The sequence below is a fragment of the Maritimibacter harenae genome (genome assembly GCF_009882975.1).
Classification (GTDB): Bacteria; Pseudomonadota; Alphaproteobacteria; order Rhodobacterales; family Rhodobacteraceae; genus Maritimibacter; species Maritimibacter harenae.
In genome coordinates this window covers 60,222-76,708 of the sequence record NZ_WTUX01000002.1, presented here as the reverse complement: position 1 = coordinate 76,708, position 16,487 = coordinate 60,222, and the positions used below count along the sequence as shown (strand labels likewise).

Here is a 16,487-nt window from a genome sequence, read left to right as displayed (position 1 = left end):
ATGCGGACGGGCCTATTGCGGCGTGTCGTCCAGGAGCCAGGCGCGGAACGCCTCGATCTCGTCGCGCAGGCCCAAGCCCTCGCGCATCACGAAGTAATAGGCCTCCCGGATCGGCAAGCTGCACGCGAAAGGCGATACCAGGTCCCCGCGGTCCAGGAACGCCTTCGAGAAGCTTTCGTGGATCAGCGCCGTGCCGAACCCGGCCGACACCGACTGAAGCGCGATCAACGAGGAATCCGCGGTCAGCCAGACGGGCGGCTCCGGGCAGTCCAGGTCGAACCGGTCGGACAGCCGCCGCCACTCGATCTCGGAGCCGAGCACGGGAACGACCCCCGCGGAAAGCACGTCGCGGATGCGCGGCTCGGGCCCGAAGGACCGCAGGTGATCGGGATGGCACACGAGCGTCGCCACCTCGTCGCCGATCTTCCAGATGTCGGCCTCGTTCCAGTGGCCGGTGCCATAGCGGATGTCGACGTCGATCGTCTCGTGATCCATCCTGTCGGACCAGACGGCGGTCGAGAGCGCGATCTCGATATCGGGGTGAAGGTCGTGGAAGGCCTTCAGGCGTGGCGCCAGCACGAGCGTTGCGTAGCTGATCGAGGCGCGCACGCGGATCTTGCGCTTGCGGTCGACGGTGAAGAGCCCGTCGGTCGCCTCCTGCATCTCAGAGAACGACTTGCGCACCGGCAGCGCGTAGGCCTGCCCCATGTCCGTCAGAACGACGCCGCGCGGCAGCCTGCGAAACAGGGGCGTGCCCAGGTGCTGCTCGAGAAGGCGGATCTGCTGGCTGACCGCCGCCGGCGTGAGCCCCAGTTCCATCGCGGCATCCGAGAAGCTGCTGTGGCGCGCCGCCGCTTCGAACGCTCTGAGCCATGTCACGTGAGGCAGTCGCATGGGGCACCTTCGGTCTTGCGCGGATGGGTGAACGGGACTGCGCCCAGAATACAGACAGTCGCGCCGATGTGGAGGGCACCACCGTCAAAATGAACGACCCCTGTGGCGCAACATCGGTTGTTTGTGCCCCGGGGACGTTTGCGCCCACAAACGGTGGGTATCGGAAGGACCACGCGCGGGATGAGCGACGCCAGTTATGACTACATCGTCGTCGGGGCCGGATCGGCCGGTTGCGCGCTGGCCGAACGCCTGACCCGTGACGGCCGCACGCGCGTCCTGCTGATCGAGGCCGGCGGGTCCGACAGGCGGTTCTGGATCAAGGTCCCGATCGGCTACGGCGTCAATTTCGCCAACCCGCGCCTGAACTGGAGCTACCACGCGGAGCCGGATGCGGGCCTGAACGGGCGCCGGGTCTACTGGCCGCGCGGTCGGGTGATCGGCGGGTCGAGCTCGATCAACGCCATGACCTACATGCGCGGACTGCCGGAGGATTTCGACGGCTGGCGCGACGCGGGTGCGACCGGCTGGGCGTGGCGTGACGTGCGCTCGGCCTTCGAGGCGATGGAACGCCACCTGGAGCGGGGGAGCGACGGCACGCCGCGCGTACGCGGCGCGGGGCCGGTGTGTGTGAGCGACCTCGAAGACCAGATGAACCCGTTCTCCGCCCGCTTCCTCGCCGCCGCCCGGGCGTGCGGCTGGGCCTGCTGCGAGGATCTCAGCACCACCACGGGCGAAGCAGTGGGCTACTACCGCAGCACGGTCAGCCGAGGGATGCGCTGGTCGGCGGCGGATGCCTTCCTCGCCCCCGCGCGCCGCCGTCCCAACCTGCGCGTGATGACGGGCGTCCTGGTCGAGCGGGTGACGTTCGACGGCAAGCGGGCGACGGGTCTGCGCTGCCGCCAAGGGGGCGAGGGCTTCGAGGTCACGGCCGGGCGCGAGGTGATCCTCAGCGCCGGGGCCGTCAATTCGCCCAAACTGCTACAACTATCCGGGATCGGCGACGGGGGCCTTCTGCGCGGGCTCGGACTGGATGTCCGCCACCACCTTCCGGAGGTCGGGCGCGGGCTTCAGGATCACCTCGCCATTTCCCACGTTTTCCGGGCCACGACCCCGACACTGAACAACATTCTCGGGCGCAGACCGGCGCGGCTGCTTGCGGGCGCGCACTACCTGCTGGCGCGCCGTGGGCCGCTGGGCGTGCCGGTCAACCAGGTCGGTGGATACGTGCGCAGCAAAGAGGGTGTCTCGCGCCCCGACATGCAGATCTACTGCAACCCGATGTCCTACGGCAGCGGTCCGGACGGTCGCCCGGTGCTGGACCGCGAGCCGGGCTACCTCATCAGCGCGCAGCTCTGCCGCCCCACGAGCCGGGGCGAGATCGCGATCCGCTCCGCCGACCCGTCCGAGGCACCTCTGATCCGGGCCAATTCGCTCACGACCGCGCACGACCGCGCGGGTGCGCGCCGCGCAATGGCGATCATCGACCGCCTGGCCGCCGCCCCGGCCCTGGCGGAGGTCACGGAAGGCCGGCTGGTCCCTGCCCCGGACATCGCGGACCCGGACACGCTGATGCAGGACTTCCGCGAGCGCGCCTCCACGGTCTTCCACCCAACGTCGACCTGCCGCATGGGACACGGGCCGGACGACTCGGTGCTGGACGCGCGGCTGAAGGTGCACGGGGTCGCGGGGCTGCGGGTGGTCGATGCCTCCGCCTTTCCGGCCGTGACCTCGGGCAACACGAACGCGCCCACCATGATGCTTGCAACGCGCGCCGCCGAGATGATCCTTGAGGATGCCGCCACCGGCACCCACGACAGGAGGATCGCCCATGCGCCTTGACCGGATCGAAACCTTCGTCTTCGGCAACCCGCCCCCCCGCCACGGCGGGCGCTACTTCATCTTCGTCCGGCTCACCACGGCCTGCGGGATCACCGGGGTGGGCGAGATCTACAATGCCACCTTCGGCCCCGATCTGGTCGCCGCGATGGCGGTGGACATGTTCACGCGCCAGTTCGAGGGCGCCGACCCGCACCACGTCGAGCGTCTGTGGCGCCAGAGCTACGGCGCGGGTTTCACGCAGCGGCCCGACGTCACGGTCATGGGCGTGCTGAGCGGCCTCGAAATGGCCTGCTGGGACATCATCGGCAAGGCCGCCGACCAGCCGGTCCACCAGTTGCTGGGCGGCAAGGTGCATGACCGCCTGCGCAGCTACACCTATCTCTACCCGCCCGAGGGCGACGTCTACCCCGAACCGGGCGCGCCCAGCGTCTACGACGATCCCGACCTCGCCGCCGAGGTCGCGGCGCAGATGGTCGACAAGGGCTTCACGGCGGTGAAATTCGACCCGGCCGGGCCGTTCTCCGTCCATGACGGCCACCAGCCGCGCATGGCGGACCTGAGCCGCTCGGAACTCTTCTGCAAACGCATCCGCGAAGCGGTGGGCGACCGTGCGGACCTTCTGTTCGGCACGCACGGGCAGTTCACGGTCTCGGGGGCGAAACGCATGGCACGCCGGATCGAGCCCTATGATCCGCTGTGGTTCGAAGAGCCGATCCCGCCGGAAAACCCCGCCGACATGGCCGAGGTCGCGCGCTTCACCTCGATCCCGGTGGCCGCGGGCGAACGGCTGTGCACCAAGCATGAATTCGCCCGCCTGCTGGAGGCGGGCGGCGCGTCGATCCTGCAGATGAACCTGGGCCGCGTGGGCGGTCTTCTGGAAGCCAAGAAGATCGCGGGGATGGCCGAAACGCGCTCGGCCCAGATCGCGCCGCATCTCTACTGCGGCCCCGTGGTCGCCGCGGCCAACATCCAGGTCGCCGCTTGCAGCCCGAACTTCCTGATCCTCGAAAGCATCGGCACGTTCGACGGCCCCTACATGTCCTGCCTGAAGACCGGCATCACGTGGGAGGACGGGCATGTCGTGCCCTCCGACGCGCCCGGTCTTGGCGTGGAACTCGACGACGCGGCCATCGCCGCATCGCCCTATACCGATACCGAGCTGCACCTGACGATGGCGACGCAGCCGGTGACCCCCTGACGATCGAGAGGACCGCGATGCATACGCTCGACACATTCTATATCGGTGGCGCATGGGTGACGCCGGACAGCACGAAGACCATGCCCATCAAGAACCCGGCCGACGACAGCCGGATCGGCACGCTGGCACTGGGCAACGCCACGGACGTGGATCGCGCGGTCACTGCCGCCCGGGAGGCCTTCGAAAGCTTCTCGCGCACCGGCAAGGACGAGCGCCTCGCCCTTCTGCGCAAGCTGCTCGAGGTCACGCGCCGCCGCCAGGGCGACCTTGCCCGCGCGATCACTGCCGAGATGGGCGCGCCCGCCACGATGGCCCACGATGTGCAGGCCGAAAGCGGCATCGGGCACCTCGTCGCCTTCATCGAGGCGCTGGAAGAGCAGGCCGAAGAGGAAATCCTGTCGAACGGTGACATCGTGACCCGCGAACCGGTCGGGGTCGTCGGGATGATCACGCCCTGGAACTGGCCGATCAACCAGATCGCGCTCAAGGTGATCCCGGCGCTGGCCACCGGCGCGACCTGCGTGCTGAAGCCGTCCGAGCACACGCCGCTGTCGGCCAACATCTATGCCGAGATCGTGCACGAGGCGGGCTACCCGGCCGGCGTCTTCAACCTCGTCCACGGCGACGGGCCCACCGTGGGCGCCGCGATCTCCGCACACCCCGGCGTGGACATGGTCTCGTTCACCGGATCGACGCGCGCGGGCACCGAAGTGTCGCGCGCCGCCGCCCCGGGCATCAAGCGCGTGACGCTGGAACTGGGGGGCAAGTCGCCCAATCTCGTCTTCGCCGACTGCGACCTCGAAACCCGGATCGCCGAGAGCGTCGCCCTGTGTTTCGACAACACGGGCCAGTCCTGCGATGCGCCCACGCGCATGCTCGTCGAACGGTCCTGCTACGACCGCGCGCTCGAGCTCGCCCGCCAGGCGGCCGAGGCCCAGAAGGTGGGCGACCCGACCGAGGAAGGCGATCACATCGGCCCGCTCTTCGACGAGATCCAGTATGACCGCGTGCAGGCGATGATCCGTGCCGGCATCGACGAGGGCGCGACGCTCCTGGCCGGCGGCCCGGGCAAGCCCGAGGGGTTCGACCAGGGCTGGTACGTGCGCCCCACGATCTTCGCGGATGTCCACAACGACATGAAGATCGCGCGCGAGGAGATCTTCGGCCCGGTGCTGGTCATGATCCCCTTCGACACGGAGGACGAGGCGATCGCGATCGCCAACGACACGCAATACGGCCTCGCCGCCTACGTGCAGACGGGGGATGAAACACGCGCACGCCGCGTGGCCGACCGCCTGCGCGCCGGCGTCATCGCCATCAACGGGCGCGTCACCGACTATGGCTCGCCGTTCGGCGGCTACAAGAAGTCCGGCAACGGGCGCGAGGGCGGCGTCTTCGGGCTGGAAGACTACCAGGAGATCAAGGTGCGCGCGCCCTTCGTGGCCTGACGCACGCGCCCCGCAAAGAACATGAAAATCCCTGCATTCCCAAAGCGATGCAGGGCTTTCTTCATGTTACGTGGGATCAGGCGCTTTGCAGGCTCTCCGCCGCGCGCGCCAGCCCGGTATGACCCTGCTTTGCCAGCACGCGGTAGGTGCTGCGCAGGGCGCCCCGGTCCGTGTAGCAGCCCCGCAGGTGGCGTTTGCCGCTGTCGGCGACATAGCCCTCGCGCCCGTGCACGATGCGGTGGTTGTCGAAGACCACGCAATTGCCCGCCTCCGACCGGAAGCGCACGACGAAGCGGTCCTCCTGCATCATCTTCAGGAACTTGACGAAGGCCGGGTAGTAGCTGTCGAGCAGATGCTGCGGCAGGTCCATCGCGTCCTGCAGGTGCTGGGAGATGGTCACGCCCGTCACCCGGCCTTCCGGATCGGTCTCGATCACCCGCTGATGGGCGCGGTAATCCCAGTCATCGTGGCGATAGAAGAACGGGATCTTGTTGTCGGCGAGCAGCCGGAACGCCTCGGGGTCCTCCTCGCGCAACGCCTCGGCCACGGCAGCGCCGTCCAGGAACAGCGATTGGCCGCCCTCGACCGTGTTCTCGAGGCAATGGAGGAACTGGACACCAGGCGCGGCCTCTTCGCCCGGCAGGTCCGTGTGCATTTCCAGCGGCCCGGCGGTGAACGCCAGGTTGGTCGGCGCGATCTCGACCCGCACGTCAAAGAAGAGCCCCTCGGCCGAGGGCGTGATCGGCCCGATGGCTTCGACCAGGCGTGGCAGGCTGCCCTCGTCCGGGTCCATGCCGGTGACGATGGCGATCCCGTCCGCGATCAGGGCGCGCGTCAGCTGCGCCCGGGCCCCGGGGTCGTTCTGAACGGCCTCCTGCGAAACGCGCAGGAAGTCAGGGGCATGGCCGCCATGCCAAAGGGTGCGTGGCACGTCGGCGGGGTCCTCGGCGCGGCCGCGCGCGGCGAAGGTCTCGAGCAGCGCCAGGGGAATGCGGCTGACCTGCGGTTCCGTCTGCCAGTCGACGACCAGCTCGTCGCCCTCGATCCGCGCGGATCCGGCGCGCGGCAGCGCGGGGAGCGAGGCCACGTCGAAGATGCGTTCGCGGGTCTGCGGATCGATGCAGCTGGGGCACGCGTCGCGCAGCCAGCAATAGTTGAAATAGGTCTCGCCGGCCGCGAGCGGCACGGTCATGCCGGTATCGGTCAGGGTGATCTGGGTCATGGTCTCGCTCCGTGGCGGAAGATCAGGTGGCGTAATCGGAAGCTTCGTGGTCGAGGATGCGGCGGATCGCGGCCAGGTGGGCCTCGGCCTGCCCCGGGTAATCCTCGAGCTCGCGCGCGGTCTTCTCGGCGATGTCGTCCGGGATCACCCGCAAGGGCTGGCCGGTCTGGAGCGCGCGGACATAGGTCTCGGCCGCGCGCTCGAAGTAGTAGAGCCGGTTGAACGCATCGGCGACGCTGTCGCCCAGCACGAGCACGCCGTGATTGCCCATGACCATGACCTTCTTGGCCGGGTCGCAGAGCATCGCGGCGCAGCGCTCTCCCTCTTCCTCGAAGGCCAGCCCCCCGAAACTCTCGTCGATCACCACGCGGTTGAAGAAGGTCGCCGTGTTCTGGTCGATCGGCGGCAGCGTGCTGTCGGCGAGCGAGGCAAGCACGGTCGCGAAGATCGAATGGGCATGCATCACGCAGCGCGCGTGCGGGCAGCGCCGGTGGATCGAGCCGTGAAGCCCCCAGGCCGTCGGGTCCGGCGCGTCGGGCCGGTCGAGCGCCTCGGGGTCGTTGGCATCGAGCAACAAGAGCTCCGATGCGCGGATGCGCGAGAAATGCGCCTGGTTCGGGTTGATGAGAAACTGCGTGCCGTCCTCGTTGACCGCGAGGCTGAAGTGGTTTGCCACCGCTTCGTGCATGTTCAGGCGCGCGGTCCAGCGGAAGGCGGCCGCCAGGTCCGTGCGCGCCTCCCAGTGGGTCATGTTCTGCCGGTCGTCGAAACTCATGGCACTCACTCCGCGGCGACGGGACGCTCGGCCCCCGGTGGAAAGACTTCGTAGCCCGGTTCTTCCGGCTCGTCGTCGACCAGCTCGGCCGGGAAGCCATCGGCCAGGATCGACAGCCCCGTGGCCTCCTCGAGCCGGCGGATGATGTCGTCCGTGTTGGCGCGCTCGCCGTACCGCTTCTGGCCGTCCTTCATGATGTCGATGACCATCGGTGACAGTTCCAGCGGCACGTCGTTGCGCTCGGCGATCTCCTGGAACAGGCCGATGTCCTTCAGGATCAGGTCCATCGTGAAGCTCACGTCGCGCGAGCCGTTGAGGATGAGCTGGCTCTCCGTCTCGTGCACGAAGCTCGTGCCCGAGGAGATCTTCATCGCCTCGTAGGTGGTGGCCAGGTCCATGCCCGCGGCCTTCATCGTCACCAGCGCCTCGCAGCAGGTCAGAAGGTTCGCCGTGGCGAGGTAGTTGGTCATCACCTTCAGCGTCGACGCGGTGCCGACGGGCCCGGTATGCAGCACGCGGCGTCCCAGGCGGGTCAGGAGCGGCAGGACCTGCTCGAAGGTCGCGCGGTCACAGCCCGCGAAGATCGAGATGTTGCCCGTGTCGGCCCGGTGGCAGCCGCCGGAGACGGGGCAGTCGACGGCGGTGCCGCCCTTCTCCTCGACCAGCGCGGCAAGGCGCCGGATCTCGGCTTCGTCCGTGGTCGACATCTCGAGCCAGATCTTGCCCGGGCGCACCTCGGGCAGCATTTCGTTCATCACGGCGGCGGAGGCCGCGGGCGACGGCAGGCAGGTGATCACCACATCGCAGTCGCGCATCAGGGCCGCGGTGCTTTCGGCCACCTGCGCCCCGCGCGCGGTGAAATCCACGACCAGGTCCGGCTTGAGGTCCGAGACCGTCAGCGAAATCCCGTTGCGCAGAAGGCTTCCCGCCAGCTTGCCGCCCACGTTTCCCAGGCCGATGAACCCGACTTCCATGATGATCTCCGATGCGTCGATGACTATTGCCGACAGGGTGCCAAGATTCCCGCGATCCGCGTAACGATGGATTTGAACGCTCAGGGGCCGATCTCGTTGAACCGAGGGCCGGGCATGAGCGGCGTGACGCTCTCCCGCTGCCACATGTCGCAAATCCACCTTTTTTCTGGCCGGGCTGGTCGCATAAGATGTGGGCAGACCGCGGCTTGCAGGGGGTCGGGCTGCGTATCGACGCGTATCGAAGGCATAAAGACATGCGGGACCGTAAAGGGCTGGATCCGACCGACATTCGCATTCTCAGTGCCGTCCAGAAACATGGCCAGCTCAGCAAGACCAAGCTGGCCGAGATCGTCTGCCTGTCCGCAACACCCTGCTGGCAACGGCTCACCCGGTTGCGCGAAGCGGGCTACATCCGCGGCTATCACGCCGACATCGCGCTCGAGCGCGTGATCGACGCGACGCGGGTCGTGGTGACGGTGTCGCTCACCCACCACCGCAAGATCGACTTCGACAGGTTCGAGGCCCACATCAAGTCGATCGACGAGATCATCAACTGCGTCGCGACCGGCGGCGGAATCGACTACGTGATGACGGTCGTCACCCCCAGCCTGTCGTCCTTCCAGGCCCTGATGGACGACGTGTTGTCGGCGGACCTGTCGATCGACCGCTACATGACCTACTTCGCCACGCGCCTGATCAAGGCGGAGCAGCCGAATCTCGCGAAACTGGTCTCTCAGACCGGGCGCTGACCAAACAGGTCCAATCGGACCGTGAAACGTCCGAAATCGAGCCCAAGCAGTCTCCGGAACGGCCAACCTTTAGGCCACGTGTTCAATTGATGAGCGTTACACCCGGCGCAGGACACAACGCGTCGACGGGCCGCGCCCGGAGCGCAGATCAGGGTGGAGACCATGATGCAGATTCAAGACTTCGGCTTTGGCACGCAAATCCGCAAATCGCCGTATTTCGACGCCACCGTGCGCTGGGGCGCGCAAGGCTTCTCGGTATACAACCACATGTACATCCCGCGCGATTTCGGCGACCCGGAACAGAACTTCTGGAACCTGGTGAACGACGCGATCCTGTGCGACGTGGGCGTTGAACGCCAGGTCGAGATCACCGGCCCCGACGCGGCGCAGTTCGTCCAGATGCTGACGCCGCGCAACCTGTCCAAGATGGCGGTCGGCCAGTGCAAGTACGTCCTGATCACCAATGCCCAGGGCGGCATCCTGAACGATCCCATCCTGCTCAAGCTGGCCGAGGACCACTTCTGGCTGTCGCTGGCCGACAGCGACATCCTGCTCTGGGCGCAGGGCGTGGCGGTGCATTCGGGGCTGAACGTGTCGATCACCGAGCCCGACGTCTCGCCGTTGCAGCTCCAGGGCCCGAAATCGGGTGAGATCATGCAGGCGCTCTTCGGCGACGAGATCCTCGACCTGCGCTACTTCTGGCTCATCGAGACCGAGCTCGACGGTATCCCGCTGGTCGTCTCCCGCACCGGTTGGTCGAGCGAGCTGGGCTATGAAATCTACCTGCGCGACTCCAACTTCGGCGACGCGCTGTGGGAGCGGATCATGGCCGTGGGCCTGCCGATGGGGCTCAAGCCCGGCCACACCTCGACCATCCGCCGGATCGAGGGCGGGATGCTGTCCTACCACGCCGACGCCGATGGCGACACGAACCCCTACGAGCTGGGCCTCGACCGGCTGGTCGACCTGGACATGGACGCCGACTTCATCGGCAAGTTCGCCCTGCAGCGCATCCGCGACAACGGGATCACGCGCAAGCAGGTGGGCCTGATCGTCGACGGCGACCCGATGGCTCGCCCGAACACCACGTTCTGGACGATCACCCGGGACGGCGAGACCGTCGGCAAGGTGACCTCGGCCGTCTATTCGCCGCGCCTGAAGAAGAACATCGCGCTCGCGATGGTTTCGCTCGAGGCGGCCGAGCTGGGCACCGAACTGCACGTCTGGAAGCATTCGGGCGAGACGACGGCGACCGTGGTGGAGCGGCCGTTCTTCGATCCGCGCAAGAAACTGGCCTCGGACGCCGTGGCCCAGCCCGTTCAGGTCCAGGCGCGAGGCCCTTTCAATGTCTGATCTCGCGATCGAGCTGCACTGGCAACGCACCGCGCCGGCCCTGGAAACGGGCCAGTACTCCAACGCCCACGCAGTGCACTACAACCGCGCACACGAAGTGCAGGTGGACGCCGCCCCCGACTGGGGCGGCGATCCCGACCACACCAACCCCGAGCAGGCGCTGGCCGCATCGCTGTCCAGCTGCCACATGATGACCTTCCTCGCGCTCTGCGCCAAGGCCGGCTGGCCGGTCGCCAGCTACCATGACTACGCCGAGGCGCACCTGGGCAAGAACGCCAAGGGGCAGATGTCGGTCACGCGGATCGACCTCAACCCGGTCGTGCGTTTCGACACAGGGTTCAGCGTCGAGCCCGAGAAGCTGGACGAGATGCAGCACCGCGCACACCGCTACTGCTTCATCGCCAACACGCTGGCCGACAGCGTGGAAATCAACGTCAACTGATCCCCCGGAGGGGAGCCGCGCCATGACCAATCACAGCGACATCCTTCTGCGCGACCTGGCGCCGGACGGCATCCTGCGCCTCACGATGAACGACGAGCGACGACGCAACGCCCTGTCCGAGGCGATGCTGTCCGAACTGGGCGCGGCCTTCGCCGACGCGGGCGCCGATCCCGCGGTCCGGGTGATCGTGCTCGCCGCGAACGGCCCCGCGTTCTGTGCGGGTCATGATCTGAAGGAGATGACCGCCGGGCGGCAGGCGCCGGACCGGGGCCGGGCCTATTTCGAATACGTCATGGCGCAGTGCTCCGGCGTCATGCAGGCGATCGTGAATTGTCCCAAGCCGGTGATCGCCGAGGTCACCGGCGTGGCCACCGCCGCCGGCTGCCAGCTGGTGGCCAGTTGCGACCTGGCCCTCGCGTCGGATACCGCACGGTTCAGCACGCCCGGCGTGCACATCGGCCTCTTCTGCTCGACCCCGATGGTGGCCCTGTCACGCAATGTCGCCAGCAAGCACGCGATGGAGATGCTTCTGACGGGCGACATGATCTCCGCGACGCGCGCGGCCGAGATCGGTCTCGTGAATGACGCTGTGCCGGAAGACGCGTTGCGCGACGCCGTGGCGGAGATGGCCGGCAAGGTCGCCGCCAAGTCGACCATGACGCTCGCCACCGGCAAGCGCGCCTTCTACGCGCAACGCGAGAAACCCCTGGCCGAAGCTTATGACTACGCCAGCCAGGTGATGGTCGACAACATGCTGGCCCACGATGCCGAAGAGGGCATCGGCGCCTTCATCGAAAAGCGCGCGGCGCAGTGGCAGGACCGATGAGCATGAGCGAAAACCCCTATGACATCGGCCTCGACCGGACGCCGGCGAACCACCAGCCGCTGACCCCGTTGACGTTCCTGGAGCGCGCCGCCAGCGTCTTTCCCGATCACACCGCCATCGTGCACGGGGACCTGCGGCGCAGCTACGCCACGTTCTACGACCGGGCCCGGCAGCTGGCCTCGTCGCTGGCCGGGCGCGGCATGGGGCGCGGAGACACGGTCTCGGCTATGCTGGCCAACACGCCGGCCATGCTGGAATGCCACTACGGCGTGCCGATGTGCGGCGCCGTCCTGCATTCGATCAACACCCGGCTGGACGCGGCGATCATCGCCTTCCAACTGGATCACGCCATGTCGAAGGTCGTCATCGTCGACCGCGAATTCGCGCCCCTGATGGACGAGGCGCTGTCGCTGGCCAGGGTCGCGCCGCAGGTGATCCTCTACGACGATCCGGAATACACCGGCCCCGGCGCGATGGACGGGGCGGAGGATTACGAGGCGTTCGTCGCCGCGGGCGATCCCGGTTTCGCGTGGCTCATGCCCGAGGATGAATGGGACGCGATCTCGATCAACTACACGTCAGGCACCACGGGCGACCCGAAGGGTGTCGTGTCGCACCACCGCGGGGCCTACCTGCTGGCACAGGGCAACGCGTTGACCACGTCGATGGCCAAGCACAGCGTGTATCTCTGGACCCTGCCGATGTTCCATTGCAACGGCTGGTGCTTTCCCTGGACGCTTTCGGCCGTCATCGGCACGCATGTCTGCCTGCGCCAGGTGCGTGCCGCGCCGATCTGGCAGGCCCTGGCCGACGAGGGGGTGACGCATCTGTGCGGCGCGCCCATCGTCATGTCGCTGATCGAAAGCGCGGCGGAGGACGAAAAGCGCGCGCTCGACCGGCGCGTGCAGTTCTTCACCGCCGCCGCGCCGCCGCCCGAAAGCCTGCTTGCCAAGATGGACGCCGCAGGTTTCGACGTGACGCATCTCTACGGTCTGACCGAGACCTATGGCCCGGCCGTGGTCAACGAATGGCACGCCGACTGGTCCGCCCTGCCCGCCTCCGAGCAGGCCCGGCTCAAAGCGCGCCAGGGCGTGCGCTACCTGCCGCTCGAACAGCTCGACGTGCTGGACCCCGAAACGATGCAGCCCGTCCCGCGCGACGGCGAAACGATGGGCGAGGTCATGTTCCGCGGCAACGTGGTGATGAAGGGGTATTTCCGGAACCCCGAGGCCACGCGGAAAGCGCTTGCCGGCGGCTGGTTCCACTCGGGCGACCTCGGCGTGGTGCATCCGGACGGCTACATCCAGCTCAAGGACCGGTCGAAGGACATCATCATCTCGGGCGGCGAGAACATCTCGTCCATCGAGGTGGAAGAAGCGCTCTATCGCCACCCGGCGGTCGCCGTAGCGGCCGTGGTCGCCATGCCCCATGACAAGTGGGGCGAAACGCCCTGCGCCTTCGTCGAGCTGAATGCTGGGCAGGAGGTGGACGATGCGGCCTTGCGCAGCTGGTGCCGCGAGCACCTGGCGCCCTACAAGGTGCCGGGCCGGATCGTCTTCGACACGATCCCCCGGACCTCGACGGGGAAGATCCAGAAATTCGTCCTGCGCGAACGGGCCTCGGCCGAGGTCGTCTGACGCGAACGGAACGGCCGGGGCGGCGTCGAACGCCGCCCCGGCCTCTTGTCAGTCTTGCAGCGCGCCTTCCTCGTCCCGGCGCATCTTGGCTTTCACCCGACGCCCGATCACGAGCGGAAGGATGAAACCGATGATGGCGATGGACCACAGGATGATCGTCAGCGGGCTGTCGATCAGGGTCCACCAGTTGCCGTTGTCGATGGTGATCGCGCGGCGCAGGTTGTTCTCCATCGCGTTGCCCAGGAGCGTACCCAGGATGATCGGAACCAGCGGCACGTCGAGCTTGCGCAGAACCCAGCCCGCGACGCCGAAGGCGATCATGACCAGCAGGTCGAAGGTCGACCCGGAAATGCCGTAGATCCCCACGAAGCTCACCATCGCGACGATCGGCATCAGGATGCGCGGCGGCACCAGGAGGACCCGGGTGAACAGGCCCACCATCGGGATGTTCAGCGCGAGCAGCATGAAGTTCGCGATGAAGAGCGCGGCGATCAGGCCCCAGACCACGTCGGGGTTCTGCGTGAACAGAAGTGGCCCCGGCGTGATGTTGAGGCTGAGGAGCACGGCGAGAAGCACCGCGGTCGTCCCCGACCCCGGCACGCCCAGCGCCAGCATGGGCACGAGCGCGCCACCGGCGGCAGCATTGTTGCCCGCCTCCGGCGCGGCCACACCGCGCGGATCGCCGGTGCCGAAGGTCTTGTCCTTGTCGACCAGCCGCTTCTCGAAAGAGTAGCTGATGAAGGAGCCGAGCGAGGCCCCCGCCCCGGGCAACACGCCCGCGATGAAACCCAGCACCGAGGTGCGCAGCATCGTCGGCGTGGTCTGCTTGATCATCGACATGGGCGGATAGAGCCGGCCGATGGTCAGCTTCTTGCCCTCCGCCGTCGCCGATCCCTGATCCGGGAACCCGAGCGCGCCCGGCACCCGCGAACGCCCAGGTTATCCATCGCTATTTGGATTCAGGCCCGCCTGTGACACACTCGGGGGGCAATAGGAGGTGCGAAACATGAGCGACCGCGACGTATATGTTGAAAAAATGAAGGCGAAGCTGGACGAGTGGAACGCCGAAATCGAGAAATTGCAGGCCCAGGCCAAGGCCGCCGAGGCCGAGCAGAAGGCGAACTACGAAAAGCAGCTCGCCGAAATGCGCCAGCAGCGCGACGAGTTCCAGCACAAGATGAAAGAGGCGCAGGCCGCAAGCGACGCCGCGTGGGACGATATGCGCAAGGGGATGGAAACCGCCTGGGAGAACATCGCGAGTTCGTTCCAGAAGGCCTGGAACCGCTTCCAATAGGCTGACGCTCCACCGCGCCGGACCCACGTTTTCCGGACACCTGCCCCGGACCGGCCGTGCACGAGCGGTCGGCATCCGGGCCGCCATGTGCGATCCGGATCACCCTGAAGAGAGCTCATCCGACCGGGCCGTGCATGATCCGGCCCGACGCGGCGGGCGTAGTCTCAGGACCAGAGGCTCCGACGACCGTTCGCGGAAGGGAAGAAGAATGCCGGCATATCTCCACGGCCTGTCCACGGCCCTGCCGCCCAATTGCCTTGCGCAATCGGACGTGAAGGAGAGGGCCACGGCGCTCTTCGCGGACAGATATCCCCAGTTCGACCGGCTCGCCGGCGCTTTCGAGACCGCGGGCGTCGACCGGCGCCATTCCGTCGTGCCGCTCGACTGGTTCTCGCACGAGCACGGGTGGAAAGAGCGCAACGAAGCCTACCTGGAAGGTGGCAGGGCGCTCTTCGTCGAGGCGGCCACGTCGGCGCTGCGCGATGCCGGCTGGACGGCCGCAGAGGTCGATTGCGTGGTCACGGTGTCCTCGACCGGCATCGCGACGCCCACCCTCGAAGCGCAGGTATTCAATGAGATGGGGTTTCGCGACCACATCATGCGCGTGCCCGTGTTCGGGCTGGGATGCGCCGGCGGCGTCTCCGGCCTGTCGATCGCGCGCACACTGGCCGACGGCACGCCGGGGACCAAGGTCCTCCTCGTCGTGGTGGAGACCTGCACGGTCGCGTTTCGCGCCGATCGCCTCCAGAAGGCCGACATCATCGCGGCCGTCCTGTTCGGCGACGGGGCCGCGGGCGCCTGCCTGTCATCCGAACCGCCGGCCCACGGGCAGCGGGTCGAGCTGGGCCGGGGTCACCAGAGGATGTGGCCCGACACGCTGGGCATCATGGGATGGGACGTGGACGACATCGGCTTCGGCGTCGTGTTCGACCGGTCGATCCCGTCCTTCGTGCACGCGGAATTCGCCGAGGCGACGGGCCGGGCCCTGTCCGCCGCGGGGCTGAATCACGGGCAGATCGACCGTTACGTCTGCCACCCCGGCGGCGCGAAGGTCCTCGAGGCGATCGAGTCCGCGCTCGACCTCGGCTCTGAAAGCCTCGACGCCGAACGTGACGTCCTGCGCGCGGCTGGCAACATGTCGGCCCCGACGGTGCTTTTCGTCATGAAGGCGGCGCTGGAGAACGGCGCGAGCGGGCAGATGATGGCCTGCGCCCTCGGCCCCGGGTTCACCGCGTCCTACCTGCCGCTGCGGGCCGAGCCGCGCGCCGCCTGATGGAGATCGCGACGCTCCTCTTCCTCGGGTTCATCGTCCTGCAGCGCCTGGGCGAACTCGCGCTCGCACGGGTCAACACGGCACGCCTCCTGGCCAAGGGGGCCTACGAGGTCGGGGCGTCGCACTACCCGGTGATGGTCGCCATGCACAGCGCGTGGATCGCGGGCCTTGTCGTGTTCGGCCACGACGAAACGGTGCACTACGGCTGGCTCGCCGCCTTCGTGATCCTGCAAGTCGCGCGCGTCTGGATCCTGGCGACGCTCGGCCCCCGCTGGACCACGCGGATCATCGTCCTGCCGGAGCCCCTGGTCGCGCGCGGGCCGTTCAGGTACCTCAAGCATCCCAACTACACCCTCGTGGTGGCCGAGATATTCGTGGCCCCGATGGTGCTTGGCCTCATCTGGCTCGCCATCCTCTTCACCCTGCTCAACGCGGCGATGCTTTGGGTTCGCATTCGCGCGGAAGAAGAGGCCCTCGCCCCGCTCAGGGACGGGTCGGCCTAGGCGGAGGCAAGTCGAACGGGGGCACCCGGGACCCGTCGCGATCCGTTCAAAGACCCTCGA

Annotated in this window: 15 protein-coding genes and 1 pseudogene; 11 read left to right on the top strand and 5 right to left on the bottom strand. The window is 67.5% G+C overall.

Going from position 1 to position 16,487, the window contains the following annotated elements; genetic code table 11:
- Positions 1-12 precede the first annotated feature (12 nt).
- Positions 13-894: a LysR substrate-binding domain-containing protein gene (locus GQE99_RS00465; protein ID WP_161349623.1), complete on the bottom strand. Its 882-nt coding sequence runs from the start codon at positions 892-894 to the stop codon at positions 13-15.
- 180 nt (positions 895-1,074) lie between these two features.
- Between GQE99_RS00465 and GQE99_RS00460 the strand changes: the two genes are divergently transcribed.
- From GQE99_RS00460 to GQE99_RS00450, 3 genes are read left to right on the top strand one after another with little or no spacing between them, the layout of a single operon-like run.
- Positions 1,075-2,733 (top strand): GMC family oxidoreductase, encoded by a 1,659-nt coding sequence (locus GQE99_RS00460; protein WP_161349622.1) that lies wholly within the window; start codon positions 1,075-1,077, stop codon positions 2,731-2,733.
- Entirely contained in the window at positions 2,723-3,931 is a 1,209-nt protein-coding gene (locus GQE99_RS00455) for a mandelate racemase/muconate lactonizing enzyme family protein (RefSeq protein ID WP_161349621.1), read from the top strand. The genes GQE99_RS00460 and GQE99_RS00455 overlap by 11 nt, the downstream gene beginning before the upstream one ends.
- 17 nt (positions 3,932-3,948) lie before the next feature.
- Positions 3,949-5,379: an aldehyde dehydrogenase family protein gene (locus GQE99_RS00450; protein WP_161349620.1), complete on the top strand. Its 1,431-nt coding sequence runs from the start codon at positions 3,949-3,951 to the stop codon at positions 5,377-5,379.
- Positions 5,380-5,455: 76 nt separating this feature from the next.
- Here GQE99_RS00450 and GQE99_RS00445 read toward each other — a convergent pair whose 3' ends face one another.
- Genes GQE99_RS00445 through GQE99_RS00435 form a run of 3 tightly spaced genes read right to left on the bottom strand, consistent with a single transcriptional unit; the run spans position 5,456 to position 8,350 of the window.
- Positions 5,456-6,601 (bottom strand): TauD/TfdA family dioxygenase, encoded by a 1,146-nt coding sequence (locus tag GQE99_RS00445; RefSeq protein WP_161349619.1) that lies wholly within the window; start codon positions 6,599-6,601, stop codon positions 5,456-5,458.
- 22 nt (positions 6,602-6,623) lie between these two features.
- A complete protein-coding gene (locus tag GQE99_RS00440; RefSeq protein ID WP_161349618.1) occupies positions 6,624-7,376 on the bottom strand; it encodes a class II aldolase and adducin N-terminal domain-containing protein in 753 nt (250 codons plus the stop codon).
- Between the two features lie 5 nt (positions 7,377-7,381).
- Positions 7,382-8,350, bottom strand: a complete 969-nt coding sequence (locus tag GQE99_RS00435) for an NAD(P)-dependent oxidoreductase (RefSeq protein ID WP_161349617.1) — start codon at positions 8,348-8,350, stop codon at positions 7,382-7,384.
- 254 nt (positions 8,351-8,604) lie between these two features.
- On the opposite strand from GQE99_RS00435, the gene GQE99_RS00430 reads away from it, so the two are divergent.
- From GQE99_RS00430 to GQE99_RS00410, 5 genes are all read left to right on the top strand, one after another.
- The gene (locus GQE99_RS00430; RefSeq protein ID WP_161349616.1) at positions 8,605-9,099 is read left to right on the top strand and encodes an Lrp/AsnC family transcriptional regulator; all 495 of its coding nucleotides are present in this window, start codon (positions 8,605-8,607) and stop codon (positions 9,097-9,099) included.
- Between the two features lie 162 nt (positions 9,100-9,261).
- Positions 9,262-10,452 (top strand): glycine cleavage T C-terminal barrel domain-containing protein, encoded by a 1,191-nt coding sequence (locus GQE99_RS00425; RefSeq protein WP_161349615.1) that lies wholly within the window; start codon positions 9,262-9,264, stop codon positions 10,450-10,452.
- Complete coding sequence (locus GQE99_RS00420; RefSeq protein WP_161349614.1) at positions 10,445-10,894, top strand: OsmC family protein; 450 nt, start codon at positions 10,445-10,447, stop codon at positions 10,892-10,894. Before GQE99_RS00425 ends, GQE99_RS00420 begins: the two co-directional genes overlap by 8 nt.
- Before the next feature lie 22 nt (positions 10,895-10,916).
- Positions 10,917-11,720 (top strand): enoyl-CoA hydratase, encoded by an 804-nt coding sequence (locus tag GQE99_RS00415; protein ID WP_161349613.1) that lies wholly within the window; start codon positions 10,917-10,919, stop codon positions 11,718-11,720.
- A gap of 2 nt (positions 11,721-11,722) precedes the next feature.
- Entirely contained in the window at positions 11,723-13,357 is a 1,635-nt protein-coding gene (locus GQE99_RS00410; protein WP_161349771.1) for an acyl-CoA synthetase, read from the top strand.
- A 48-nt stretch (positions 13,358-13,405) separates the two neighbouring features.
- Here GQE99_RS00410 and GQE99_RS00405 read toward each other — a convergent pair.
- Positions 13,406-14,239: pseudogene (locus tag GQE99_RS00405) on the bottom strand (tripartite tricarboxylate transporter permease); the annotation flags it as partial.
- Between the two features lie 124 nt (positions 14,240-14,363).
- On the opposite strand from GQE99_RS00405, the gene GQE99_RS00400 reads away from it, so the two are divergent.
- From GQE99_RS00400 to GQE99_RS00390, 3 genes are all read left to right on the top strand, one after another.
- Positions 14,364-14,651 (top strand): sll1863 family stress response protein, encoded by a 288-nt coding sequence (locus GQE99_RS00400; RefSeq protein ID WP_161349612.1) that lies wholly within the window; start codon positions 14,364-14,366, stop codon positions 14,649-14,651.
- Positions 14,652-14,859: 208 nt separating this feature from the next.
- The gene (locus GQE99_RS00395) at positions 14,860-15,924 is read left to right on the top strand and encodes a type III polyketide synthase (protein ID WP_161349611.1); all 1,065 of its coding nucleotides are present in this window, start codon (positions 14,860-14,862) and stop codon (positions 15,922-15,924) included.
- On the top strand, positions 15,924-16,427 hold the full coding sequence (locus GQE99_RS00390; protein WP_161349610.1) for an isoprenylcysteine carboxyl methyltransferase family protein: 504 nt from the start codon (positions 15,924-15,926) through the stop codon (positions 16,425-16,427). The genes GQE99_RS00395 and GQE99_RS00390 overlap by 1 nt, the downstream gene beginning before the upstream one ends.
- The last annotated feature ends 60 nt before the right edge of the window (positions 16,428-16,487 follow it).

What these genes read in the sequence shown, in the direction of transcription:
- GQE99_RS00465 (WP_161349623.1), bottom strand. Translation starts at nt 894, where the DNA reads ATGCGACTGCCTCACGTGACATGGCTCAGAGCGTTCGAAGCGGCGGCG.
- GQE99_RS00460 (WP_161349622.1), top strand. Translation starts at nt 1,075, where the DNA reads ATGAGCGACGCCAGTTATGACTACATCGTCGTCGGGGCCGGATCGGCC.
- GQE99_RS00455 (WP_161349621.1), top strand. Translation starts at nt 2,723, where the DNA reads ATGCGCCTTGACCGGATCGAAACCTTCGTCTTCGGCAACCCGCCCCCC.
- GQE99_RS00450 (WP_161349620.1), top strand. Translation starts at nt 3,949, where the DNA reads ATGCATACGCTCGACACATTCTATATCGGTGGCGCATGGGTGACGCCG.
- GQE99_RS00445 (WP_161349619.1), bottom strand. Translation starts at nt 6,601, where the DNA reads ATGACCCAGATCACCCTGACCGATACCGGCATGACCGTGCCGCTCGCG.
- GQE99_RS00440 (WP_161349618.1), bottom strand. Translation starts at nt 7,376, where the DNA reads ATGAGTTTCGACGACCGGCAGAACATGACCCACTGGGAGGCGCGCACG.
- GQE99_RS00435 (WP_161349617.1), bottom strand. Translation starts at nt 8,350, where the DNA reads ATGGAAGTCGGGTTCATCGGCCTGGGAAACGTGGGCGGCAAGCTGGCG.
- GQE99_RS00430 (WP_161349616.1), top strand. Translation starts at nt 8,605, where the DNA reads ATGCGGGACCGTAAAGGGCTGGATCCGACCGACATTCGCATTCTCAGT.
- GQE99_RS00425 (WP_161349615.1), top strand. Translation starts at nt 9,262, where the DNA reads ATGATGCAGATTCAAGACTTCGGCTTTGGCACGCAAATCCGCAAATCG.
- GQE99_RS00420 (WP_161349614.1), top strand. Translation starts at nt 10,445, where the DNA reads ATGTCTGATCTCGCGATCGAGCTGCACTGGCAACGCACCGCGCCGGCC.
- GQE99_RS00415 (WP_161349613.1), top strand. Translation starts at nt 10,917, where the DNA reads ATGACCAATCACAGCGACATCCTTCTGCGCGACCTGGCGCCGGACGGC.
- GQE99_RS00410 (WP_161349771.1), top strand. Translation starts at nt 11,723, where the DNA reads ATGAGCGAAAACCCCTATGACATCGGCCTCGACCGGACGCCGGCGAAC.
- GQE99_RS00400 (WP_161349612.1), top strand. Translation starts at nt 14,364, where the DNA reads ATGAGCGACCGCGACGTATATGTTGAAAAAATGAAGGCGAAGCTGGAC.
- GQE99_RS00395 (WP_161349611.1), top strand. Translation starts at nt 14,860, where the DNA reads ATGCCGGCATATCTCCACGGCCTGTCCACGGCCCTGCCGCCCAATTGC.
- GQE99_RS00390 (WP_161349610.1), top strand. Translation starts at nt 15,924, where the DNA reads ATGGAGATCGCGACGCTCCTCTTCCTCGGGTTCATCGTCCTGCAGCGC.